The following is a 23,974-nucleotide window of genomic DNA, read 5'->3' on the forward strand; positions in this document are numbered from 1 at the left end:
GTCAGTCCTCCTGGTGGTGGGAAACGGGGGTGTCGCGGGCGGCCTCGGCGAGCCTGGCGGCCAGGACCGGTCCGATCTGGGCCAGCGAGCCGGGTTGGGTCATCCGGTTGTGCCGGGTGGTGATTTCGTGCGATTCGATCCGGCCGGTGATGTAGGGCTGCCAGATCTCGGGCCCGGCGTTGTCCTCGGTCCGGTCGATCGTGGAGTTGAAGAGCAGCAGGTCGCCGTCGAACCGCGCGGGGACGAAGTCGACCGCCAGCTGCGCGTTGTTGATCATGATCCGGACGATCACCTCGACCTGTCGCTCGTTCAGGCCGGCCAGCGCGCTGCCCCGCCGGTTCAGTACCTCGGCGACCTCGGCGTAGGTGATGTCCCGGTCGCCCAGCTCGTCCGGGTCGACGTCGAGCACCCCGACGAGCACGTCCCGCTCGGTGGGCACCGGCACCTCCTCGAACGTCACGTCCTTCACCGGATAGGCGTCGAGGATCGCCAGCAGTGCGGTGCGCTCGCCGCGTGACTGCAGCTCGCAGGCGAGCGCGTGGGCGATCAACCCGCCGGCGGACCAGCCGAGCAGCAGGTACGGGCCCTCCGGCTGGATCTTCTGGACGTGGTCGGCGTAGTCGGCCGCCATCTCCTCGTAGGACGTCGGCAGCGGTTCGGGCCGGCCGAGGCCGCGCGCCTGGATCGCGTAGACGGGGTGCTGGGGGCCGACGTGGTTCAGCAGCCCGCTGTACGACCAGCTGATGCCGCCGCCGGGGTGAACGCAGAACAGCGGGGTGGCGGTCCCGGTCGAACGCAGCGGCAGCACCACGTCCAACGCGTCATCGGGGTCGTCCATGACCAGGCGTTCGGTGAGCCCGGCCACGGTCGGCGCCTCGAACAGCATGCGCAGTCCCAGCTCCAGGCCGAGGGTCTCGCGGACCCGGGAGGCCAGCCGGGCGGCGAGCAGCGAGTGCCCGCCCAGGTCGAAGAAGTTGTCGTCGATGCTCACCTGTTCCCGGCCGAGGACCTCGGCGAACAGGCCGCAGAGCAGTTGCTCCTGCGGCGTCCGGGGGCCGCGGCCGACGTCCGACACCCCGTACTCGGGGGTCGGCAGGGCGGCACGGTCGAGCTTGCCGTTGGCAGTCAGCGGCAGCGCTTCCACGGTGACGAACGCGGCCGGCACCATGTAGTCGGGCAGTTCGCGGCGCAGCCGGCCGGACAGCTCGCCCGCCTCGGGCGCGCCCTCGGGGGCGGGCACCAGGTAGGCGACCAGCCGCTTGTCGCCCGGCCGGTCCTCGCGGGCTACCACGGCCGCCTGGGCGACGCCCGGGCAGCCCGCGAGCACGGCCTCGATCTCGCCGGGCTCGATCCGCAGGCCGCGCAGCTTGACCTGGTGGTCGGCGCGTCCGGCGAACTCCAGCGTGCCTTCAGGCCGCCACCAGGCCAGGTCGCCGGTGCGGTACATCCGGCTCCCGGGCTGCCCGTAGGGGTCCGCGGTGAAGCGCTCCGCCGTCAGGGCGGCCCGGCCGTGGTAGCCGCGGGCCACCCCCACCCCGGCGAGGTACAGCTCGCCGACCATGCCCACCGGCAGCGGCCGCAGGCGGTCGTCGAGCACGTAGGCGCGCATGTTCGCCATCGGCCCGCCGATCGGCACGGACGCGGCATGCTCGGGGAGGGTGCGCACCGGGTGGCAGGTGGCCAGGGTGGTGGCCTCGGTGGGCCCGTAGCCGTTGACCACCTCGATGCCTGGGCAGGCGGCGAGCACCCGGGCGGCGGCGGCCGGGGAGACCACGTCGCCGCCGGTCCACACCTCCCGCACCCCCGCGAGCAGGCCGGGGCACTCCTCGGCGACCAGCCGGAAGAGTCCGGCGGTGAGCCACAGTCCGGTGACACCGTGCGTGCTGATCGTGTGCTGGAGCAGGTCGAGGTCGAGTTGCCCGGGCGGTGCGACCACGATCCGGCCGCCGTTGAGCAGCGGCACCCACAGTTCGTAGGTCGAGAGGTCGAAGGCCGTCGGGGAGTGCATCAGCACCCGCTCGTGTCCGCCGCCGCGCCATTCGGGGGTCAGCGCGTGGCCCACCACGTCGCGGTGGGTGACGGCCACGCCCTTCGGCCTCCCGGTGGAGCCGGAGGTGTACATGATGTACGCCAACTGGCCGGGTTCGCAGCGGACGTCGATGGCGGACGGATCGGGCTCGGCCTGCTCCAGGGCGTCCAGCACCTCCCGGGTGAGCACCAGCGCGGCCCCGCTCTCCCGCAGGATCAGGTCGATCCTGGAGGAGGGGAAGCGCGAGTCCAGCGGCACGTAGGCGCCGCCCGCCTTGATGATCGCCAGGATCGCCGTGACCAGTTCCGCCGAGCGCTCCAGCAGTACCGCGACCGGCGTCTCCGGGCGGACGCCCTGGCCGACCAGTGCCCGCGCGAGCCGGTCGGACCGCTGGTCGAGCTCCCGGTAGGTCAGCTCGGTGCCACCCGCCACGACGGCCACCGCGTCCGGGGTGGCCCGCACCTGGCGGGCGAACAGCTCGGGCACCGCGGCCCGGGGCAGTTCGGCCGCCGTGTCGTTGAACCCGTACAGCAGTCGGTGGCGTTCCGCCTCGGACATGAGGTCGATCCGGCTGATCGGCCGGTCCGGGTCGGCGACCGCCGTGCGGAGCAACCGGGCCCAGCGGTCGAACAGCAGCTCCACGGTGGCCGCGTCGAACAGGTCGGTGGCGTACTCCACCGCGCCGACCAGGCCGTCGGGGTGGCCGTCCGGGCGGAACTGCTCGGCCAGGCTGAAGGTCAGGTCGACCCGGGAGGTGCCGGTCGGCGCCTCCAGGTGGCAGGTCTCCAGCCCCGGCAGCGCGAACTCGCCCAGCGGCGCGTTCTGCAGGGCCAGCATGATCTGGAACAGCGGGTGGCGGGCCAGCGACCGCGCCGGGTTGACCACCTCGACGAGGTACTCGAACGGCACGTCCTGGTGGTCGTACGCGGTGAGCGCCTTCTGCCTCACCCGGCCGAGCAGTTCGGCGAAGCCTGGGTCGCCGGCGGTGTCGGTGCGCAGCACCAGGGTGTTGACGAAGAAGCCGACGAGCTCGTCCAGCGCCTGGTCGGTACGGCCGGCGATCGGGCTGCCGATCGGGATGTCGGTACCGGCGCCGAGCCGGGTGAGCAGCGCGGCGAGGCCGGCCTGGAGCACCATGAACATGCTGGCGCCGCGTTCGGCGGCCAGGTCCCGTAGGGCCTGGTGCAGGTCGGCGTCCAGCCTGACCACGATCCGGTCGCCCAGCTGGGAGGCCACCGGCGGCCGCGGCCGGTCGGCGGGCAGCTGCAGCTGCTCCGGCATGCCGGTCAATTCATCCTTCCAGTAGGCCAGTTGACGGGCGAAGAGGCTGTCCGGGTCGGCGGCGTCGCCGAGCAGGTCGCGCTGCCAGCCGGTGTAGTCGGCGTACTGCACCGGCAGCGGGGTCCACTGCGGCTCCTCGCCCCGGCAGCGTGTCGCGTAGGCCGCCGCCAGGTCGCCGGAGAGCGGTCCCATCGACCAGCCGTCGGCGGCGATGTGGTGCACCACGACCAGCAGCGCGTGCCGGTCGGGGGCGATCGCGTACAGCTCCGCCCGGACGGGCGGCTCCGCGGCCAGGTCGAAGCCGCGCCGGGCCGTCTGCGCCAGCCGTTCGGCCAGCCGGCCCTCGTCGAGCTCGACCACCGGGAGCGCCGGGTACGCCTGCGCGGCGTCCAGCACGACCTGGTGGGGCACGCCGTCGGTCTCGCGGAAGACCGTCCGCAGGCTCTCGTGCCGGGCGACCACGTCCGCCAGCGCGGCGTGCAGGGCCGGCCGGTCGAGTTCGCCGGTCAGGCTCAGCGCGAGCGGCATGTTGTAGGTGGCGCTCGGCCCGTCCATCCGGTGCAGGAACCACAGGCGGCGCTGGGCGAAGGACAGCGGCACCCGGTCCGGGCGGGGCTGGGCGGTCAGCGCCGGCCGCACCGTGCCGGAGCCGTCCAGGCGGGCCGCCAGGGCGGCCACGGTCGGGGTCTCGAACAGTGTCCGGACCTCCAGTTCCGCGCCGAGGGTCGCCCGGACCCGGGAGGCCAGGCGGGTCGCCAGCAGGGAGTGCCCGCCGAGGTCGAAGAAGCTGTCCTCGACCCCGACCTGGGCCAGCCCGAGCACCTCGGCGAACAGTTCGGCGAGGAGCTGCTCCTGCGGGGTGCGCGGCGCCCGCCCGGCCACGGCCGGGCCGAGGTCGGGTACGGGCAGGGCACGGCGGTCGAGCTTTCCGCTGGCGGTCAGCGGCAGTGCGTCCAGCGCCACGAACGCCGACGGGACCAGGTAGTCGGGCAGCCGGTCCCGCAGCCAGTCGCGGAGTTCGCCGAGGAGGGCGCCGGTGCCCCGGCTGCCGGCCGGGCGGTTGGTCAGCGACGACAGCGCGGTGCCGGCCCGCCGCACCGGCCGGTAGGCCTCGACGGGTGCGTCCGCCGGTCCATCGGTGAAGAGCACGTCGAGGGCTTCGGGCGCGTCGGCGGACCAGGTGAGGTCCACCCGGCGGCCGAGCTCTCCGCCGAGGGCGTGCAAGTCCTCCGGGTCGGGCAGGTCGCCGTCGTCCGGGCCGTGCAGCCGCTCCAGTAGCCCGGCGAGCGTGCCGTCCCCGTTCCGCACCGCCCGGGCCAGCTCGGCCTCGCGTGCGACGCGGCGGTTCGGGACGCCGGTGAGGCGCACCGGGCCGGTGCCCGGTCGCCCGAGCAGTTCGCGCAGCTCGGCGAGGTCGGCGATGTCCCGGCCCCATGCCAGGTCCAGCGGCTGGGCCGGTAGGGCGGGCCGCTTGTGCAGCGTCACGTCGTAGCGGTAGCGGCTCAGTTCGTTGTGGTGCCGACCGCGCTTGACCTCCACAGCCACCGTGCCGATGTCCGTGCCGTGTTCCCTCAGGACCGTGAAGAAGTCCGGGTCGACCAGGAGCTCCTTCTCGACCCGGAGGGCCTGCTCCACGGCGCGGCGCACTGCGGCGAGGTCGGCGCCGTCCCCGGTCCGGTGCAACTGGACGGCCGTGGCCAGTGGGCGCAGCAGCCGTAGGTTGCGCACGTCGCCGATGAAGAGCGCGCCGCCCGGGGCGAGCAGCCGCATCAGCTTCCCGATCACGTCCGCGAGGTAGTCGGCCGACGGGAAGTACTGCACCACCGAGTTGATCACGATGGTGTCGAACTCCCCGGTCGGCAACCCGTCGGTGTCGTGCGCCGGGCGGGTCTGCAGCACCACCCGCTCGGCCAGGTCCTCCTCCCGGGCCACCTGGGCGGCCAGTGCGTCGATCGCGGTGGCGGAGAAGTCGGTCGCCCAGTAGGTCTCGCAGTGCGGCGCGACCTGCGAGAGCAGCAGACCGGTGCCGACGCCGACCTCCAGCACCCGGCGGGGGCGCAGGGCCAGGATGCGGGCGACGGTCGCGTCCCGCCACTCCCGCATCTGCTCGACCGGGATCGGGCCGGCGTCGTAGCTGCTGTTCCAGCCGACGAAGTTCTGGCCGAAGGCGGCTTCGTCGGGAGTGATGGGCAGGGCGTCGTAGATGCCCCGCCACTCGTCCACGTGGTCCGCTTCGACTCCGCTGTCCCGGAACGCCTCCTGGTGCGGGACGACGTAGCCGATCAGCCGGTCGTCCTGGGCGAGGACGGCGGCCCGGGCGACGGCGGGGTGCTCGGCCAGGGCCGACTCGACCTCGCCGGGCTCGACGCGGAAGCCGCGCACCTTCACCTGGTCGTCGGCCCGCCCGACGTACTCCAGCTGGCCGTCCGTGCGGAAGCGCGCCAGGTCGCCGGTACGGTACATGCGTTCGCCGTCCGCGCCGAACGGGCAGGCGACGAAGCGTCCAGCCGTCAGAGCCGGCCGGTTCAGGTAGCCCCGCGCCGGCCCCGCGCCGGCCACGTACAGCTCTCCGGGCACACCCGGCGGCACCGGCCGCAGTCGCTCGTCCAGCACGTACACCCGGGCGTTGGCGATCGGACGGCCGATCGGCGGCACACCCGCGGCCGGGGACAACGGATCGCTCATCGTCGCGCACACCGTCGTCTCCGTCGGACCGTACGCGTTGATCATCCGCCGGTCCGATGCCCAGCGTTCCACCAGCTCCGGCGGGCAGGCCTCACCGGCCACGACCAGGGTGGACACGGTCATCGAACCCTCGGGCAGGGCGGCCAGGACGGACGGCGGCACGGTCACGTGGGTGACGGCGAGCCCCGGGTCGGTCAGCGCGGCGACCGGGTCCGCCGCGGGCGGCAGCACCAACGCCGCGCCGCACAGCAGGGCGGTGTAGATCTCCGACACCGAGGCGTCGAAGCTGGGCGAGGCGAACTGGAGCACCCGGCTGCCGGGTTCGATCGCGAACCGCTCGATCTGGCCGGCGACCAGGCTCGCGACACCGCCATGGGCGACCACGACGCCCTTGGGGCGACCGGTCGAGCCCGAGGTGTAGATCACGTAGGCCGGGTGCCGGACGTCGAGGGCGACCTCCGGATCGGTGTCGGGCCACTCCGAGACGTCGGCTACCATCGCCGGATCGTCGACCACGACTGCCGGACGGGCATCGTCCAGCATGAACGCGATCCGCGCCTGCGGGTAGGCCGGATCCACCGGCAGGTACGCCGCCCCGGCCTTCAGCACGCCGAGGACGGCTACCACCGCTTCCACCGACCGCGGCAAGGCCACGGCCACCAGCTGCTCCGGACCGATCCCCCGGGCGATCAGCGCGTGCGCGAACCGGTTCGCCCGCGCGTTCAGCTCCCGGTACGTCAGCTCGACGTCGCCACGGACCAGCGCGACCGCATTCGGCGTCGCCGTCACCTGGGCGGCGAAGGCCTGCGGTACCGGGACGGCGCCCACGTCGCGGGCGGTCGCGTTGCCCCGTTCCAGCAGCCGGTGCCGCTCGTCGGCGTCGAGGAGGTCGATCCCCCCGATCGGCTGCTCCGGGTCGGCGGTGACGGCCTCCAGCAGGAGGGTCCAGCGCTGGGCCAGGGCTGCGACCGTCGAGCGGTCGAACAGATCGGTGGCGTACTCGACCGCGCCGACGATCCCGGCCGGGCTCCCGTCCGGACCGAACTGCTCGACCAGGCTCACCCCGAGGTCGAACTTGGCGGTTCCGGTGGCCACCGCGTAGGTGGTCACTTCCATCCCGGGCAGCGAGAACCGGCCCATCGGCGCGTTCTGCACGGCCAGGATCGTCTGGAACAACGGGTGGTGGGACAGCGAGCGGGCGGGGTTCAGCACCTCCACCAGGTGCTCGAACGGCACGTCCTGGTGCGCGTACGCCGACAGCGCCGTCTCCCGCACCCGCTCCAACAGCTCGGCGAAACTCGGATCACCACTCGTGTCGGTACGCAGCACCAGCGTGTTGACGAAGAACCCGACCAGCTCGTCCAGCGCCTCGTCCGTACGCCCCGCGATGGGACTCCCGATCGGGACGTCTGTTCCCGCGCCCAGCCGGGTGTACAGCGCCGCCAGTGCCGCCTGCAGCACCATGAACAGACTCGTCCCGGTGCGCCGCGCCAACTCCGTGAGGGCGACGTGCAGTTCGGGGTCGAGCTCCAGGCCGACGTGGTCCCCCTGCCAGTCGGCGACGGCCGGCCGGGGCCGGTCGGCGGGCAGCTGGAGCAGCTCCGGCAGGTCGGACAGCTGCCGCTTCCAGTAGTCGAGCTGCTCGGCGAACCGGCTCTGCGGGTCGGCGGCGTCGCCGAGCAGCTCGCGCTGCCACAGCGTGTAGTCGGCGTACTGCACCGGCAGGGCCGGCCCGCTGGGCGCGCGGCCCTCGCAGCGGGCCGCGTACGCCTCGGCCAGGTCACGGGCGAGCGGGCCGGTGGACCAGCCGTCCCCGGCGATGTGGTGCATCACCAGCAGCAGCACGTGCTCGTCCGGCGCGAGCGCGAACAGCTCCGCCCGAAGCGGCACTTCCGAGGTCAGATCGAAAGGCTGCCGGGCGAACTCGGCGAGCCGATCGAACAGTTCGGCCTCCGACACCTCCGTCAGCCGCGCCCGGGGCCGGGCCGCCGCCGGGTCCAGCACGCGCTGGCACGGCACGCCGTCGACCTCCGGGAACACCGTCCGCAGGCTCTCGTGCCGGGCCACCACGTCGGCCAGCGCCTCGTCCAGCGCCGCTCGGTCGAGCGTGCCGGTCAGTTGGAGTGCCAACGGGATGTGGTAGGTCGCGGCGCTGCCGTCCATGCGGTGCAGGAACCAGAGCCGTCGCTGGGCGAAGGACAGTGGCACCGTGTCCGGCCGCTCGTGCACGGTCAGCGCCGGGCGGGCGTGGCCCGCCCCGGCCAGTGCCTCGGCCAGGCCCGCCACGGTGGGCGCCTGGAACAGCGCGCGCAGCCCCAGCTCCACGCCGAGCACCGTACGCACCCGCGCGGCCAGCCGGGTGGCGAGCAGGGAGTGCCCGCCCAGGTCGAAGAAGTCGTCGTCGACCCCGACCCCGGACACGCCGAGCACCTCGGCGAACAGCTCGCAGAGGATCTGCTCCTGGGGGGTGCGCGGCGCCCGACCGACCTCGGCCGAGCCGAGGTCGGGAGCGGGCAGCGCTGCGCGGTCCAGCTTGCCGTTGGGGGTCAGCGGCAGCGCGTCCAGCACCGTGAACACGGCCGGCACCAGGTAGTCGGGCAGCCGGTGACGCAGGTGTGCCGCCAGCTCCGCGGGGCGGACGGCCGCGTCGGGACGGGCCGCCACGTAGCCGATGAGCCGGTCGTCCCGGGCCACGACAGCGGCCTGGGCGACGGCGGGGTGCTCGGCCAGCGCCGCCTCGACCTCGCCGAGTTCGACGCGGAAGCCGCGCACCTTCACCTGGTCGTCGGCGCGGCCGACGTACTCCAGCTCACCGTCCGCTCGTCGGCGCACCAGGTCGCCGGTGCGGTACATGCGGTCGCCGTCCTTGCCGAACGGGCAGGCGACGAACCGGCCGCCCGTCAGACCGGGCCGGTTCAGGTAGCCGCGCGCCAGCCCGGGGCCGGCGACGTACAGCTCCCCCGCCACACCCGGCGGCACGACGCGCAGCCGCTCGTCGAGCACGTACACCCGGAAGCCCGCGACCGGCCGGCCGATCGGCGGCACTCCCGGACCGGGCGACAGCGGGGCGCTCATCGTCGCGCACACCGTGGTCTCCGTCGGACCGTACGCGTTGATCATCCGGCGTCCGGGCGCCCACCGGGCCACCAGTTCCGGCGCACAGGCCTCACCCGCCACCACCAGCGTCGACGCGGTCACCGAGCCCTCCGGCAGGGCGGCCAGGGCCGAGGGCGGCAGGGTCACATGGGTGATGTCGAGCCCGCGGTCCGTCAGGGCCTCCAGCGGAGCCTCGGCCGGGGCCAGGACGAGAGTCGCGCCGGTGAGCACGGCACTGCACAGGTCCCAGAAGGACGCGTCGAAGTTGGGCGAGGCGAACTGGAGCACCCGGCTGCCCGGCGCCACGCCGAGCCGCTCGACCTGTGCCGCCACCAGGCCGGACACGCCGCTGTGGGTGACGGCCACGCCCTTGGGCCGGCCCGTCGAGCCCGAGGTGTAGATCACGTAGGCCGGGTGCCGGGCGTCCACCACGACAGCCGGATCGTCCTCCGGCCGGTCCCCCTCGACCACCATCGCGGGGTCGTCGACCACCACCGCCGGACGGGCATCGTCGAGCATGAACGCGATCCGGGCGGCAGGGTACGCCGGGTCCAGCGGCAGGTACGCGGCCCCGGCCTTCAGGGTGCCCAGGGCCGCCACCACCGACTCCACCGACCGCGGCAGCGCCACCGCCACGACCCGCTCCGGGCCGACACCGCGAGCGATCAGCGCGTGCGCGAACCGGTTCGCCCGGGAGTTCAACTGCCGGTACGTCAACTCCACATCACCGCAGACCAGAGCGACCGCATCCGGCGCCGCCGCCACCCGCGCCGCGAACAGCTCCGGCAGGCTCGCCGCGTCCGCCGCGCCGTCGACGGCGGGCAGCAGCTCGCGTCGCTCCTCGGCGGAGAGCAGGTCGATCCCGCCGATCGGCAGGTCCGGGGCGGCGGTGACCGCGGCCAGCAGCCTGGTCCAGCGGGCGGCCAGGGCCTCGACCGTCGAGCGGTCGAACAGGTCGGTGCTGTACTCGACCGCGCCGCTGAGTCCGGCCGGCGCGCCGTCGGGTCCGTGCTCCTCCACGAAGCCGAAGGTCAGGTCGAGCCGCGCGGTCCCGGTGAGCACGGTCACCCCGGAGACCAGGAGACCCGGCAGCTCGAAGTCACCTCCCGGCGTGTTCTGCACGACCAGCCCGGTCTGGAACAGCGGGTGGTGCGACGGCGAGCGGGACGGGTTCAGCACCTCCACCAGGTGCTCGAACGGCACGTCCTGGTGGGCGTACGCCGACAGCGCCGTCTCCCGCACCCGCTCCAACAGCTCGGCGAAGCTCGGATCACCACTCGTGTCGGTGCGCAACACCAGCGTGTTGATGAAGAACCCGACCAGCTCGTCCAGTGCCTCATCGGTCCGCCCCGCGATCGGACTCCCGATCGCGATGTCCGTTCCCGCGCCCAGCCGGGTGTACAGCGCGGCGAGCGCGGCCTGCAGCACCATGAACAGGGTCGCACCCGAGCTGCGCGCCAACCCCACCAGCGCGGTGTGCAGTTCGGCATCGATCCGCAGTTCCAGCAGCTCACCGCCGTACGACATGGTGGCCGGGCGTGGCCGGTCGGCAGGCAGCTGCAGTTGCTCGGGCAGACCCGCCAGCTCCTCCGTCCAGTAGGTGACCTGGCGAGCGAACGGGCTGTCGGTGTCCTGCTCGTCGCCCAGGATCTCGTGCTGCCACAGGGTGTAGTCGCTGTACGTCACCGGCAGTGGCGGCCACACCGGCGCCACGCCACCCTGCCGGGCGGTGTAGGCGGTGGCCAGGTCGCGGGCCAGCGGGCCCATGGACCAGCCGTCCCCGACGATGTGGTGCATGACCAGCAGGAGCACGTGCTCGTCGGTCTTCTCGGCGACCGCGAACAGTTCCGCCCGCACCGGAACTTCCGAGGTCAGGTCGAAGCCGCGCACCGCCGCCTCTCGAAGCAGGACGGGCAGCTCCGCCTCGCCGGCCGCGCGCACGGTCAGCGGAACGGCGACCTTGTCGGTGTCCAGCACCCGCTGGTGCGGAATTCCGGCGATGTGTGGGAAGACCGTGCGCAGGGTCTCGTGCCGGGCCACCACGTCCGCGAGCGCGGCGCTCAGTGCAGCCCGGTCGAGGTCGCCGGTCAGCCGTAGGGCCAGCGGCATGTGGTAGGTGGCGCTCGGCGCCCCGAACTGCTGGAGGAACCACAGTCGGCGCTGGGCGAACGACAGTGGCATCGGCTCGCGGCGGGGCCGGGGTACCAGGGCCTGCCGTGCGGAGGCGGCGGCGTGCAGCCCGGCCGCCAGCCCGGCGGGTGTCGGGGTGCGGAACAGGTCGCGCAGCTCCAGTTCGACCCCGAGGGTCGCCCGGACCCGTGACACCAGCCGGGTGGCGAGCAGGGAGTGCCCGCCCAGGTCGAAGAAGTCCTCGTCGACCCCGGCCTGCGGCAGGCCCAGCACCTCGGCGAACAGCTCGCACAGGATCTGCTCCTGCGGGGTGCGCGGCGCCCGGCCGCCGGTCGGGCCCGTCGGCTCGGGCGCGGGCAGCGCGGCGCGGTCCAGCTTGCCGTTGGGCGTCAGCGGCAGCGCGTCCAGCAGGACGAACGCGGACGGCACCAGGTAGTCCGGCAGCCGCTCGCGCAGGTAGGCCGCCAGTGCCGCCGTGGTGGCCGGCTCCTGCGTCGAGGGCACCGCATACGCGACGATCCTGGTCTCGCCCCGGTCCTCGCGGGCGAGCACGGCCACCTGGGCGACGCCCGGGTGGCCCGTCAGCTCCGCCTCGATCTCCCCGGGCTCGATCCGGAACCCGCGCACCTTCACCTGGTGGTCCACCCGTCCGGCGAACTCCAGCTCGCCGTCGGCGCGCCAGCGGACCAGGTCGCCGGTGCGGTACATCAGCGAGCCCGCCGGCCCGTACGGATTGGCGACGAAGCGCCCGGCGGTCAGCCCGGGCCGGCTCAGATAGCCACGGGCCAGCCCCGTCCCGGCCAGGTACAGCTCGCCCAGCACCCCGGCTGCGACCGGCCGCAGGGCCGAGTCCAGCACGTAGGCCTGGCAGTTGGCGATCGGGCGGCCGATCGGTACCGGCAGCGGGCAGTCCGCCGGATCGGCCGGCAGCGGGTAGGCGGTGATCACATGGGTCTCGGCGGGACCGTAGTGGTTGTGCAGCACCCGGCCCGGACGGCGGGCCTGGAAGCGGCGCACCGCACCGCCGAGGCGCATCGCCTCACCGGCCTGGGCGACCAGCCGCAGGCTCGGCAGCTCCAGCCCGGCCTCCTCGGCGGCCTCGGCCAGCGCCTCGACCACCAGGTTGGGCGCGAACAGCTCGCCGACCTCGTGCCGGTCCAGCCAGTGCGCGAACAGCTCGGCGCTGCGGCGCTGCTCCTCGGTCGGCACCACCAGGGTCTTGCCGTACAGCAGCGCGGAGAGCACCTCCTGCACCGAGACGTCGAAGCTGATCGCGGTGAACTGCGCGGTGCGGGTGCCGGGTTCGCCACCGACGGCCTCGTGGTGCCACGCCAGCAGGTTCAGCAGCCCGGCTGCGGGCATCACCACGGCCTTGGGCCGGCCGGTGGAGCCGGAGGTGTAGATCACGTAGGCCGGGTGCCGCGCGTCCACGACGACGGCCGGATCGTGCTCCGGCCACTCCCCGGCCGGGGGGACCGCCGCGAGGTCGCCCAGGGCGACGGCCGGCCGCGCGTCCTCCAGCATGTACGCGATGCGGGCGGCCGGGTAGTCCGGGTCGATCGGCAGGTAGGCAGCACCCGTCTTGAGCACCGCGAGGACGGCGACCACCAGCTCCGGCGAGCGCGGCAGCCGCAGGGCGACGACCTGCTCCGGGCCAGCTCCGCGCGCGATCAGCGCGTGCGCCAGCTGGTTGGCCCGGCGGTTCAGCTCGCGGTAGGTCAGCACGGTGTCCTCGAACACCACCGCCTCGGCCTCCGGGGTCGCCCGGACCTGCGCCTCGAACCGGGCCGACAGGCCCTCCACGGGAACCGGGCGGGCGGTCTCGTTACGCGCCACCAGCAGCTCGTGCCGCTCCTCGGCGGTGAGCACGTCGATCCGGCTGAGCGGCCGGTCCGGCTCGGCGACCACCGCCGCCAGCAGCCGCAGCCACCGGGCGACCAGGGCCTCCACCGTGGCGTGGTCGAACAGGTCGGTGCTGTACTCCACCCGCCCGACGATGCCCTCGGCCGGCCCACCGGTGCCGCCGCGCTCCAGCAGGTGGAAGCCGAGGTCGAACATCGCCGTCGGCGTCCGCACCAGGACGATCTCGGCGCTCAGACCGCTCAGCGTGAACTCGGTGCGTGGCGTGTTCTGCAGCGCGAGCAGCACCTGGAACAGCGGCTGGCGGGCCGGCGACCGGGACGGGTTGAGGGCCTCGACGACGTGCTCGAACGGCAGGTCCTGGTGCGCGTACGCGCCGAGCGCGCCCTCCCGGACCCGGCCCAGCAGCTCGGCGAAGCTCGGGTCGCCGCTCGTGTCCGTACGGAGCACCAGGGTGTTGACGAAGAACCCGACGAGGTCGTCCAGCGCCTGGTCGGTCCGCCCGGCGATCAGGCTGCCGACCGGGATGTCGTCGCCCGCGCCGAGCTTGTCCAGCAGCGCCGCCAGCGCGGCCTGGAGCAGCATGTGGACGCTGGCCCCGTTCTCCCGGCCCAGGCGCAGCAGCGCACCGTGCAGCTCCGCGTCCAGATCGATCGCCAGCTGCCCGCCCTCGTACGAGGTGGTCGCCGGGCGCGGCCGGTCGGCGGGCAGCCGGATCTGCTCGGGAAGGCCGGCCAGCCGCTCCGTCCAGTAGGCAGACTCCCGGGCGAACAGGCTGGTGGGATCGTCGCGGTCCCCGAGCAGCCGGTCGTGCCAGAGGGTGTAGTCGGCGTACTGCACCGGCAGCGGCGCCCACCGCGGTTCCTCGCCCCGGCGGCGGGCCGCGTATGCGGTGGCCAGGTCGGCGGCCAACGGACCCAGCGACCAGCCGTCACCGGCGATGTGGTGCATCACCAGCAGCAGCACGTGCTCGTCGGCGGAGAGCGCGAACAGCTCGGCGCGCAGTGGCGGTTCGGCCGCGAGGTCGAAGCCGCGCCCAGCGGCCTCGGTCAGCAGCTCGGTCAGGTCCGTCTCGTCAGTGGGGATCACAGGCAGCTGCGGCGGTACGTCTCCGGCGCCCAGAATCTGCTGGTACGGCACGCCGTCCAGCGCTGGAAAGACCGTGCGCAGGGTCTCGTGCCGGTCGACGACGTCGCCCAGCGCCGCCTCCAGGGCCGTCAGGTCCAGCGGTCCCGAGAGCCGCCAGGCGAGCGGCATGTTGTAGACCGAGTCCGCGCCCTCCAACTGGCGCAGGAACCACAGCCTCCGCTGAGCGGACGACAGTGGCACCAGCGCGGGCCGCTCCGCCTGCCCCAGGGCGAGCCTGGCCCGGCCCGCGCCACCCAGGCCGGCGGCCAGCCCGGCCACCGTCGGCGTCTCGAAGAGGGCGCGAAGCTCCAGTTCCACCCCGAGGGTCGCTCGTGCCCGGGCGACCAGGCGGGTGGCGAGTAGGGAGTGTCCGCCGAGTTCGAAGAAGTCGTCGTCGGCCCCGACCTCGGACACGCCGAGCACCTCGGCGAACAGCTCTGCGAGGACCCGCTCCTGCGGGGTGCGCGGGGCCCGGCCGGTCCGCGCCGCGCTGTGGACGGGTGCGGGCAGCGCACGCCGGTCCAGCTTGCCGGTGGCCGTCAGCGGCAGGCTCTCCAGGAGCACGAAAGCGGCCGGGACCATGTACTCCGGCAGCCGCTCGCGCAGGTGTGCCCGCAGCTCGTCCGGTCGGAGTTCCGCCCCGGCGACGGACACCGGATAGGCGACCAACCGCACGTCCCCTGCCCGGTCCTCCCGGACGGTCACCGCGACCTGGGCGACCTGCGGGTGTTCCTCCAGCGCCGCCTCGATCTCGCCGAGTTCGATCCGGAAGCCGCGCACCTTGACCTGGTCGTCGGTCCGGCCGAGGAACTGCAGGTTCCGGTCCACGCCCCAGCGCACCAGGTCGCCGGTGCGGTACATCCGCGAACCGCTCGGACCGAACGGGTCCGCCAGGAACCGTCCGGCGGTGAGTCCCGGCCGGTTCAGGTAGCCGCGGGCCAGGCCCGCTCCGGCGAGGTACAGCTCACCCGCCACACCCACGGGCACCGGCTGCAGGGTGCTGTCGAGGACGTACAGCCGGATGCCCCCGAGCGGCCGGCCGATCACCGGGCGCGGACTCGATGCCAGCGCCGCGACGACCGCGTCCACCGTGCACTCGGACGGCCCGTAGTAGTTCAGGCAGGTGACTCCTTCGACCGCCCGCAGCCGCTCCCACAGCTGGTCCGGAACGGCCTCCCCGCCCATCGAGACCACCGCCGGGCGACGCCCCGGGTCGTCCAGGAGCCCCCGCGCGACAAGGACCTGGAGGTAGGACGGGGTGGCGTTGACGTAGTCCAGCCCGGCGCGTGCCACGTAGTCGACGAAGGCGTCCGGGTCGGACCAGGTCGCCTCGTCCAGGACGTGCAGTTCGTGGCCCGCGTACAGGCTGGACATCTGATCGCAGGAGGCGTCGAACGACACGGAGGTGGTCAGTCCGATACGCAACCGCTCCCTCGTCCCCTGGGGGAAGAGCAGCGGACGCTGGCTGACGAAGAGGTTGAGCAGGCCGCCGTGGGTCGACTCCACACCCTTGGGCCTGCCGGTGGAGCCAGAGGTGTAGATCACGTAGGCCGGATGCCTCGGGTCGATGGCCACCAGGGGGTCCGTCGCCGGGCAGTCGGCCACCAGGGCAGCCGTCTCCGGGTCGTCGAGCACCAGCCATCCGGCCGGACCGGCCTCCGGCAGTCGGCCCCGGGTCCGGACGTCGGTCACCGCCAGCACCGGGCCGGCATCGTCGAGCATGTGCCCGATCCGCGCGGCCGGGTACTCGGGATCGACCGGAACATAGGCCGCCCCGGTCCGCAGCACCGCGAGGATCGCGACCACCAGCTCGGCCGACCTCGGCAGAGCAACCGCCACCAGCCGCTCCGGCCCCGCGCCCCGCGCGATCAGCGCGTGCGCCAGCCGGTTCGCCCGCGCGTCCAACTCCGCGTACGTCAGCGAGACGTCCCCGCACACCAACGCCACCAGCTCCGGCGTTGCGCGCACCTGCGCCCGGAACAGCTCCGGCACGCTCGCGGCCGGACGCTCCACCGCCGGGCCGGTGCCCAGCGCCGTCAACTCACCGCGCTCCTCGGTGGTGAGCAGACCGAACCGGCTGAGCCGCCGCCGCGGATCGGCGACCGCGGCGCGGAGCAGCCGCTCCAAGCGCCCGATCATCGTCTCGACGGTGGCCGGGTCGTACAGGTCGCTGGTGTACTCGACGAAGGCGTCGATCCCTTCGGGGGTGCCGTCCTCCGCGTGCCGCTCGGCCATGGTGAAGATCAGGTCGAGCTTGGCGGTGGTCGAGGTCGACGGCACGTCCTCGACGTCCAGTCCGGGCGGCGCGAAGTCGGCGCGGGGTGCGTTCTGCAGCACCAGCATGACCTGGAACAGCGGGTGGTGTGCCAGCGATCGCGCCGGGTTCAGGATCTCGACCAGGTACTCGAACGGAAGGTCCTGGTTGGCGTAGCCGGCCAGCGCGGTGTCCCGGACCCGGCCGAGCAGCTCGGCGAAGGTCGGATCGCCCGAGGTGTCGGTACGGAACACCAGGGTGTTGACGAAGTAGCCGACCAGCTCGTCCTGTGCCTGGTCGCTCCGGCCCGCGACCGGACTGCCGACCGGGATGTCGTCGCCCGCGCCGAGCTTGCTCAACAGCGCCGCCAGCCCCGCCTGGAGCACCATGAACAGACTGGTCCCGTGCACGCGGGCGAGCTCGCGCAGGCCGCGGTGCAGGTCGGCGTCCAGCCCGGCGCGCACGGAGCCGCCCCGGTGCGAGGAGACCGCCGGGCGGGGCCGGTCGGTGGGCAGCTCGATCCGCTCCGGCAGACCGGCCAGCCGGCGGGTCCAGTAGACCGCCTGGCCGGCGAACAGGCTGTCCAGGTCGGAGGAGTCACCTAGCAGTTCGTGCTGCCAGAGGGTGTAGTCGGCGTACTGGACCGGCAGCTCCTCCCACTGCGGCGCCTCACCGCGGCAGCGCGCCGCGTAGGCGACGGCCAGGTTCTGCGTGAGCGGGCCCAGCGACCAGCCGTCGCCCGCGATGTGGTGGAGCACCAGCTGGAACACGTGCTCGTCCGCTGCCAGCTCGAACAGCTCGACTCGCAGCGGAACGTCGACCGCCAGGTCGAATCGGTGGGCCTTCGCCTCCGCCATGACGGCCGGCAGTTCGGCCTCGGTGGTCCGCCTCACGAGCAGGCGCGGGCTGGCTGCCACGACGTCCAGCACCTGCTGGTGCGGCACGCCGTCGACCGCCGGGAAGACGGTGCGCAGACTCTCGTGCCGCGCCACGACGTCCGCCACGGCGGCCTCCAGGGCCCGCCGGTCCAGGTCCCCGGACAGCCGCCAGGCGAGGGAGATGTGGTAGTTCGCGCTGGCACCCTCCAACTGGTGCAGGAACCAGAGCCGCCGCTGCGCGAACGACAGCGGGATCACCTCGGGGCGCTCGCGCCGTGCCAGGGCGGGCTGCGCCGGTCCGGCCGCCACCAGGGCGGCGGCCAGGCCGGCCGGGGTCGGCGCCTCGAACAGGGTGCGCAGCGGCATCTCCACGCCGAGCGTCGCGCGGATCCGGGCGGCCAGGCGGGTGGCCAGCAGGGAGTGGCCGCCGAGGTCGAAGAAGCCGTCCTCGACGCCGGCCGACGCCACGCCCAGGACCTCGGCGAACAGCTCGCAGAGGACCTGCTCCTGCGGGGTGCGCGGTACGCGGGCGGTGGCCGCCGGGGTGAGGTCGGGGGCGGGCAGGGCCCGGTGGTCCAGCTTGCCGTTGGCGGTCAGTGGCAGCGCGTCCAGCACGACGAACGCCGAGGGCACCATGTACTCCGGCAGCCGCTCGGCCAGGTGGCCGCGTAGCTCGGCCGGGCGCGGCGCGGCTCCGGCGGTCGGGACCAGGTACGCGACCAGCCGGGTGTCGTCGGCACGGTCCTGCCGGGCCAGCACGGCGACCTGGGCGACGCCCGGGTGCGCGGCGAGCGCCGCCTCGATCTCGCCGAGTTCGATGCGGAAGCCGCGCACCTTCACCTGCTGGTCGGCCCGGCCGACGTAGCGCAGGCCGCCGTCGGCGGTCCGGCGCACCACGTCGCCGGTGCGGTACATCCGGGAGCCGGCCGGGCCGAACGGATCCGCGACGAACCGCCCGGCGGTCAGGCCGGGCCGGTTCAGGTAGCCGCGGGCCAGACCGGGGCCCGCGACGTACAGCTCGCCGGCGACGCCCGGGGCCACCGGGCGCAGGCCACCGTCGAGCACGTACGTGCGCAGGTCCGGCAGGGCCGTGCCGATCTGCCCGGTGGCGTTGCCGGAGGCGTCGAGCGCCGCGTGGGTGACGTGCACGGTGGTCTCGGTGATGCCGTACATGTTGACCAACCGCGGGGCGTCCTCCGCGTGCCGCTCGTACCAGTCGGCGAGCCGGGAGTGCTCCAAGGCCTCGCCACCGAACACCACCGTGCGCAACACGAGTTCACGGCTGGTGTCCGGCGCCTCGGCATCCGCCTGCATCAGCTGGTAGAAGGCGGAGGGCGTTTGGTTGAGGACGGTCACCCGCTCGCGGGCGAGGAGCTCCAGGAACCGGCCGGGCGAGCGGCTGGTCTCGTGGTCCACGACCACCAGCCGGCCGCCGCGCAGCAGCGGGCCCCACAGCTCCCACACCGAGAAGTCGAAGGCGTAGGAGTGGAACAGCGTCCAGACGTCCTCGGCGGTAAAGCCGAACAGGTCCTCCGTGGTCCGGAACAGCCGCACCACGTTCCGGTGCGGGACCACGACTCCCTTGGGGTCGCCCGTGGAGCCGGAGGTGTGGATGACGTAGGCCGCCTGACCGGGATCGACCGCGACCCGCGGGTCGGTGTCCGGCTGTCCGTCCAGGTCGGCGGTGTCCAGCAGCAGCCGGTCCACGCCGTCCGGGGCCGGCAGCTCGCCGGCCGCGCCGGTCGTCACCAGCAGCGCGGGCCGACCGTCCTGGAGCAGGTAAGCGATCCGGGCGGCCGGGTACCGCGGGTCGACCGGGAGGTACGCGCCGCCTGCCTTCAGCACGGCGAGCACCGCCACGACCTGCTCTGCCGAGCGGGGCAGGGCCAGCGCCACGAGCTGCTCCGGGCCCACCCCCCGGTCGATCAGGGCGTGCGCCAGCCGGTTCGCGCGGGCGTTCAACTCCCCGTAGGTCAGGGTGACTTCGCCGTCCGTGAGGGCAACGGCGGCCGGGGTCGCCCGCACCTGCCGCTCGAACAGCGCGGTCAGGCCGCTGTCCGGATACTCCTCGCCCTGGTCGGTGCGAGCCGGGAGCAGCGCGCCGAGCTCCTCGGCGGACAGCAGGTCCACCCGGCCGATCCGCCCGCCGGGGTCGGCCACCACGGCACGCAGCAGCCGCAGCCACCGCTCGACGATCCCGGCCGCGGTGGCCGCGTCGAACAGGTCGGTGCTGTACTCCACCACGCCCGACAGGCCGTCCTCGCCGGGCTGTTCGGCCAGGATGAAGGTCAGGTCACACTTGGCCGTCCCGGTGTGGACCAGGTCGGTCGCCACCCGCAGCCCCGGCAGGTCGAAGGCGCCGAGCGGCGCGTTCTGCAGGGTGAGCATGGTCTGGAACAGCGGGTGGTGCGCCAGCGTCCGGGTCGGGTTCAGCGCCTCCACCAGGTACTCGAACGGCACGTCCTGGTGCGCGTACGCGGCCAGCGCGTCCGCGCGTACCCGGCCGAGGAGTTCGGTGAACGACGGGTCGCCGGAGAGGTCGGTGCGCAGCACCAGGGTGTTGACGAAGAAGCCGACCAGCTCGTCCGCCGCCTCGTCGGTGCGCCCGGCGATCGGGGTCCCGATCGGGACGTCGCTGCCTGCGCCGAGCTTGCCCAGCAGTGCGGCCAGTCCGGCCTGGAGCACCATGAAGAGGCTGGCCCCGCCGTCGCGGGCGAGCGCGCGCAGGCCCTGGTGCAGCTCGGCGTCGATCCGCACCGGCAGGTGGGCGCCCCGGTAGGACATCGCGGCCGGCCGGGGCCGGTCGAACGGCAGCTCCACCTGCTCCGGAAGGTCCGCCAGCTGCTCGCGCCAGTAGGCGAGTTGGCTGTTCAGCAGGCTGCCCTGGTCGGTGCCGTCGCCGAGCAGCTCCCGCTGCCAGAGGGCGTAGTCGGCGTACTGGACGGGCAGCGGCGACCACTCCGGCTTGCCGCCCTCGGCGCGGGCCGCGTAGGCGGTCGTCAGGTCCCGCGAGAGCGGCCCCATCGACCAGCCGTCACCGGCGATGTGGTGCACCACCAGCAGCAGCACGTGCTCCTCGGCCGCCAATCGGAAGAGTTCGGCGTGCAGCGGCGGTTCCTCGGCGAGATCGAACCCGTACCGGCCCGACTGCGCCAGCCGCTCCGATAGCTCGCGTTCGCCGAGCTCCGTCACCCGCAGCCGCGGCCGGGCCTCGTCGGGGTCCAGCACCCGTTGGCAGGGCACGCCGTCGACCGTCGGGAAGACGGTGCGCAGGCTCTCGTGCCGCTCGACCAGGTCCCCCAGCGCGGTTTCCAGGGCCCGCTGGTCCAGGCTTCCGGACAGCCGCAGAGTCAGCGGGATGTTGTAGGTGGCGCTCGGGCTGTGACTCGCCCGCTCGCCGGACTCCATGCGGTGCAGGAACCACAGCCGTCGCTGCGCGAAGGACAGCGGGACGGTCACCGGCCGCTCGCGCCGCCCCAGCGCCGGGCGCGCCCTGCCCGCGACGTCCACGGCCGCCGCCAGTTCCGCCACCGTCGGCGCGTCGAACAGGTCGCGCAGCCCCAGCTCCACGCCCAGCACCGACCGGGCCCGGGCGACAAGCCGGGTGGCCAGCAGGGAGTGCCCGCCCAGGTCGAAGAAGCTGTCGTCCAGCCCGGGCTCGGACACCCCGAGCACCTCGGTGAACAGCCCCACCAGCAGGTGTTCGGTCGCGGTGCGCGGAGCACGGCCCGGCGCGGCGGGCTGCCGCTCGGGCGCCGGGAGGGCCCGCCGGTCGAGCTTGCCGTTCGGGGTCAGCGGCAGCGCGTCCAGCAGCACGTACGCGGCCGGCACCATGTGGCGGGGCAGCCGGTCCCGCAGGTGGTCGCGCAGGGCGGTGTCGGTCACGGTGGTGCCGGGCTCGGGCACCGCGTAGGCGACCAGCCGGGGTTCCTGCTCGGTGCGCACCAGCACGGCGGCCCGGGCGACCTGCGGATGCTCGGCGAGGACGGCCTCGATCTCGCCCGGCTCGAGCCGGAAGCCGCGGATCTTCACCTGGTCGTCGGTGCGGCCGAGGAACTCCAGGTTGCCGGACGCGTCCCAGCGCACCAGGTCCCCGGTGCGGTACATCCGCGATCCGACCGGCCCGAACGGGTCGGCGACGAAGCGCCCGGCGGTCAGGCCGGGCCGGTTCAGGTAGCCGCGGGCGAGGCACGCGCCCGCGAGGTACAACTCACCCGCCGCACCGGCCGGCAGCGGCCGCAGGGCGCTGTCGAGCACGTACAGCCGGGCGTTGGTGGCCGGCCGGCCGATGACCGGGCGCGGGCTCGAATCCAGGGACGCGATCACCGGGTTGACGGTGCACTCGGACGGCCCGTAGAGGTTGAGGCAGGACACCCCCTCGGCCGCCCGCAGCTGTTCCCACAGCTGCTCCGGGATGGCCTCGCCGCCCGCCGCGACCAGCGCCGGGCGCCACTGCGGGTCGCGCAGCAGCCCGTGGGCGACGAGGACGTGCAGGTAGGACGGGGTGGCTTCGATGTAGTCCAGTCCGCAGCGTGCCGCGTAGCGGACGAAGGTATCGGGGTCGGTCCAGGTCGCGTGCTCCAGGACGTGCAGCTCGTGGCCTGCGAACAGGGCGAGCAACTGGTTCCACGACGCGTCGAACGACACCGACGTGGTCAGGGCCACCCGCAACCGCTGCCGCTCCCCGAGCACCGGCGCGAAGCGCACCTGTCGCAGGTCGGTGAGCAGGTTGAGCAGGCCGCCGTGGGTCGGTGCCACGCCCTTGGGTCGTCCGGTGGAACCGGACGTGTAGATGACGTACGCCGGGTGCCGCGGATCGATCGCCGCGGCCGGATCCACCGCCGGAGATCCCGCCACCAGGGCAGCCGTCTCCGGGTCGTCGAGCACCAGCCGGTCGACGGGACCGCCGTCGGGCAGGCGCTCCCCACTGCGGGAGTCGGTGATCACCAGGGCCGGCCGGGCGTCGTCGAGCAGGTACGCGATCCGGGCGGTCGGGTACTCGGGGTCGACCGGGACGTACGCGGCGCCGGTCTTCAGCACGGCGAGGATTGCCACCACCAGCTCCACCGAGCGCGGCAGGGCCACCGCCACCAGCCGCTCCGGGCCGGCTCCCCGGGCGATCAGGGCGTGCGCCAGTCGGTTCGCCCGCGTGTCCAGCTCCGTGTACGTCAGCGAGACGTCTCCGCACACCAGCGCGACCAGGTCCGGGGTCGTCCGCACGTGCTCCCGGAACAGCTCCGGCAGGCTCTCGGACGGGGCCGGCGCCACCGGGCCGGTGCCGACGGCCGACAAGTCGTCGCGCTCCTCGGCCGTGAGCAGCTCGATCCGGCCCACCGGCTCGTCCTGTTCGCAGTCCGCGAGGGTGTCCAGCAGCGCGAGGAGCCACTGCTGGTGCGCGGCGAGGTCGTCGGGGCCGTACGCCTCCGGCGAGCCGTGCAGCCGGAGCAGCGGCGGGTTGCCGTCCCGGTAGTCGAAGACCCAGACGGCGAGGTCGGTGGTCGACCCGGACACGAAGTGGTGCACGGAGGCCGGGTGCCCGGCGAAGCTCGGCCTGGAGTTGAAGGCCATGATGTTGACGATCAGCGGGAACGCCGTCCCGATGCCGCCCGGGGCGCCGAGGTCGCGCAGCAGGTCCTCGCTGCGGTAGCGCTCGTGGGCGACGGCCGTCTCGACCTCCCGCGCCGCCTGGGCGACGAGTTCGCGCCACGGCATGTCGGGTCGCACGGTCAGCCGCAGCGGCACCACGTTGGACAGGGTGCCCGGCACCGACATCAGGTCGCGGTCGGCGCCCCGGCGGGCGGTGACGGGCATGGCGAGCACCACGTCCTGGTTGCCGGTCAGCCGGTGGGCGTAGAGCGCCGTCGCCGCGATCAGCAGCCGGGACCACCGGACGCCGGAACGGCCCGCCGCCGCCCGCAGGGCGTCCGGGCGGAGCAGTTCCCGCTCCTCGGCCAGGCGGAGAGCGCGGTGCGGGTCGGTTGCGGAGGTGTCGGTGAGCCGGGTCGGGGCGGGCAGGTCGGCGAAGCGTCCGGTCCAGTAGGCACGGTCGGCGGCGAAGTCGGTGGACGCGCGGTAGGCGGCGTCGCTGTCGACCAGGTCCCGTAGCGAGCCGAACGGGCACGGCGGTACGGCGCCGCCCTCGGCGAGCGCCGAGTACACTTCGCCGACCCGCTGCCGGAGCATGGAGCTGCTGATCGCGTCCAGCACCACGTGGTGGTAGTTCAGGTACCAGAGGAATTCCGTCGGCGACGCCTTGATCAGCGCGTGGCCGAACAGCGGGTCCCGGGTGAGGTCCAGCGGGCGCAGCAGGTCCCGCTCCATCCACTCCACGGCCGCCGCGCGGGGGTCGGGCTCCCCGCTGAGGTCGAGGTGCGCGGGTGTCCAGTCCCAGCTCTCCCGGAGGACCTGGCGCGGGCCGTCGCCGTCGTCGACGAAGGTCACGTGCAGGGCGTCGACCTCGTCGACGACCCGGCGCAGCGCGGTCTCGAACAGCTCCCGGTCCACCGGCCCGTGGATCTCCAGGCACTCGCCGACGCGGTAGCCCGGGATCGGCGTCCGGGAGCTCTGCTCGGCGAGCCAGATCTCGCGCTGGGCGGCTGTCAGGGGAAGGGCGTCGCCGTCGCGACGGGACAT

At 73.8% G+C, this 23,974-nt stretch carries 1 protein-coding gene; it reads right to left on the reverse strand.

Annotated features, from left to right (window positions below):
• Position 1: 1 nt before the first annotated feature.
• Positions 2-23,974: a non-ribosomal peptide synthase/polyketide synthase gene (locus ACZ51D_RS01735; RefSeq protein WP_465660791.1), complete on the reverse strand. Its 23,973-nt coding sequence runs from the start codon at positions 23,972-23,974 to the stop codon at positions 2-4.

This window comes from Kitasatospora sp. NPDC033851 (assembly GCF_055576085.1).

What these genes read in the sequence shown, in the direction of transcription:
- ACZ51D_RS01735 (WP_465660791.1), bottom strand. Translation starts at nt 23,974, where the DNA reads ATGTCCCGTCGCGACGGCGACGCCCTTCCCCTGACAGCCGCCCAGCGC.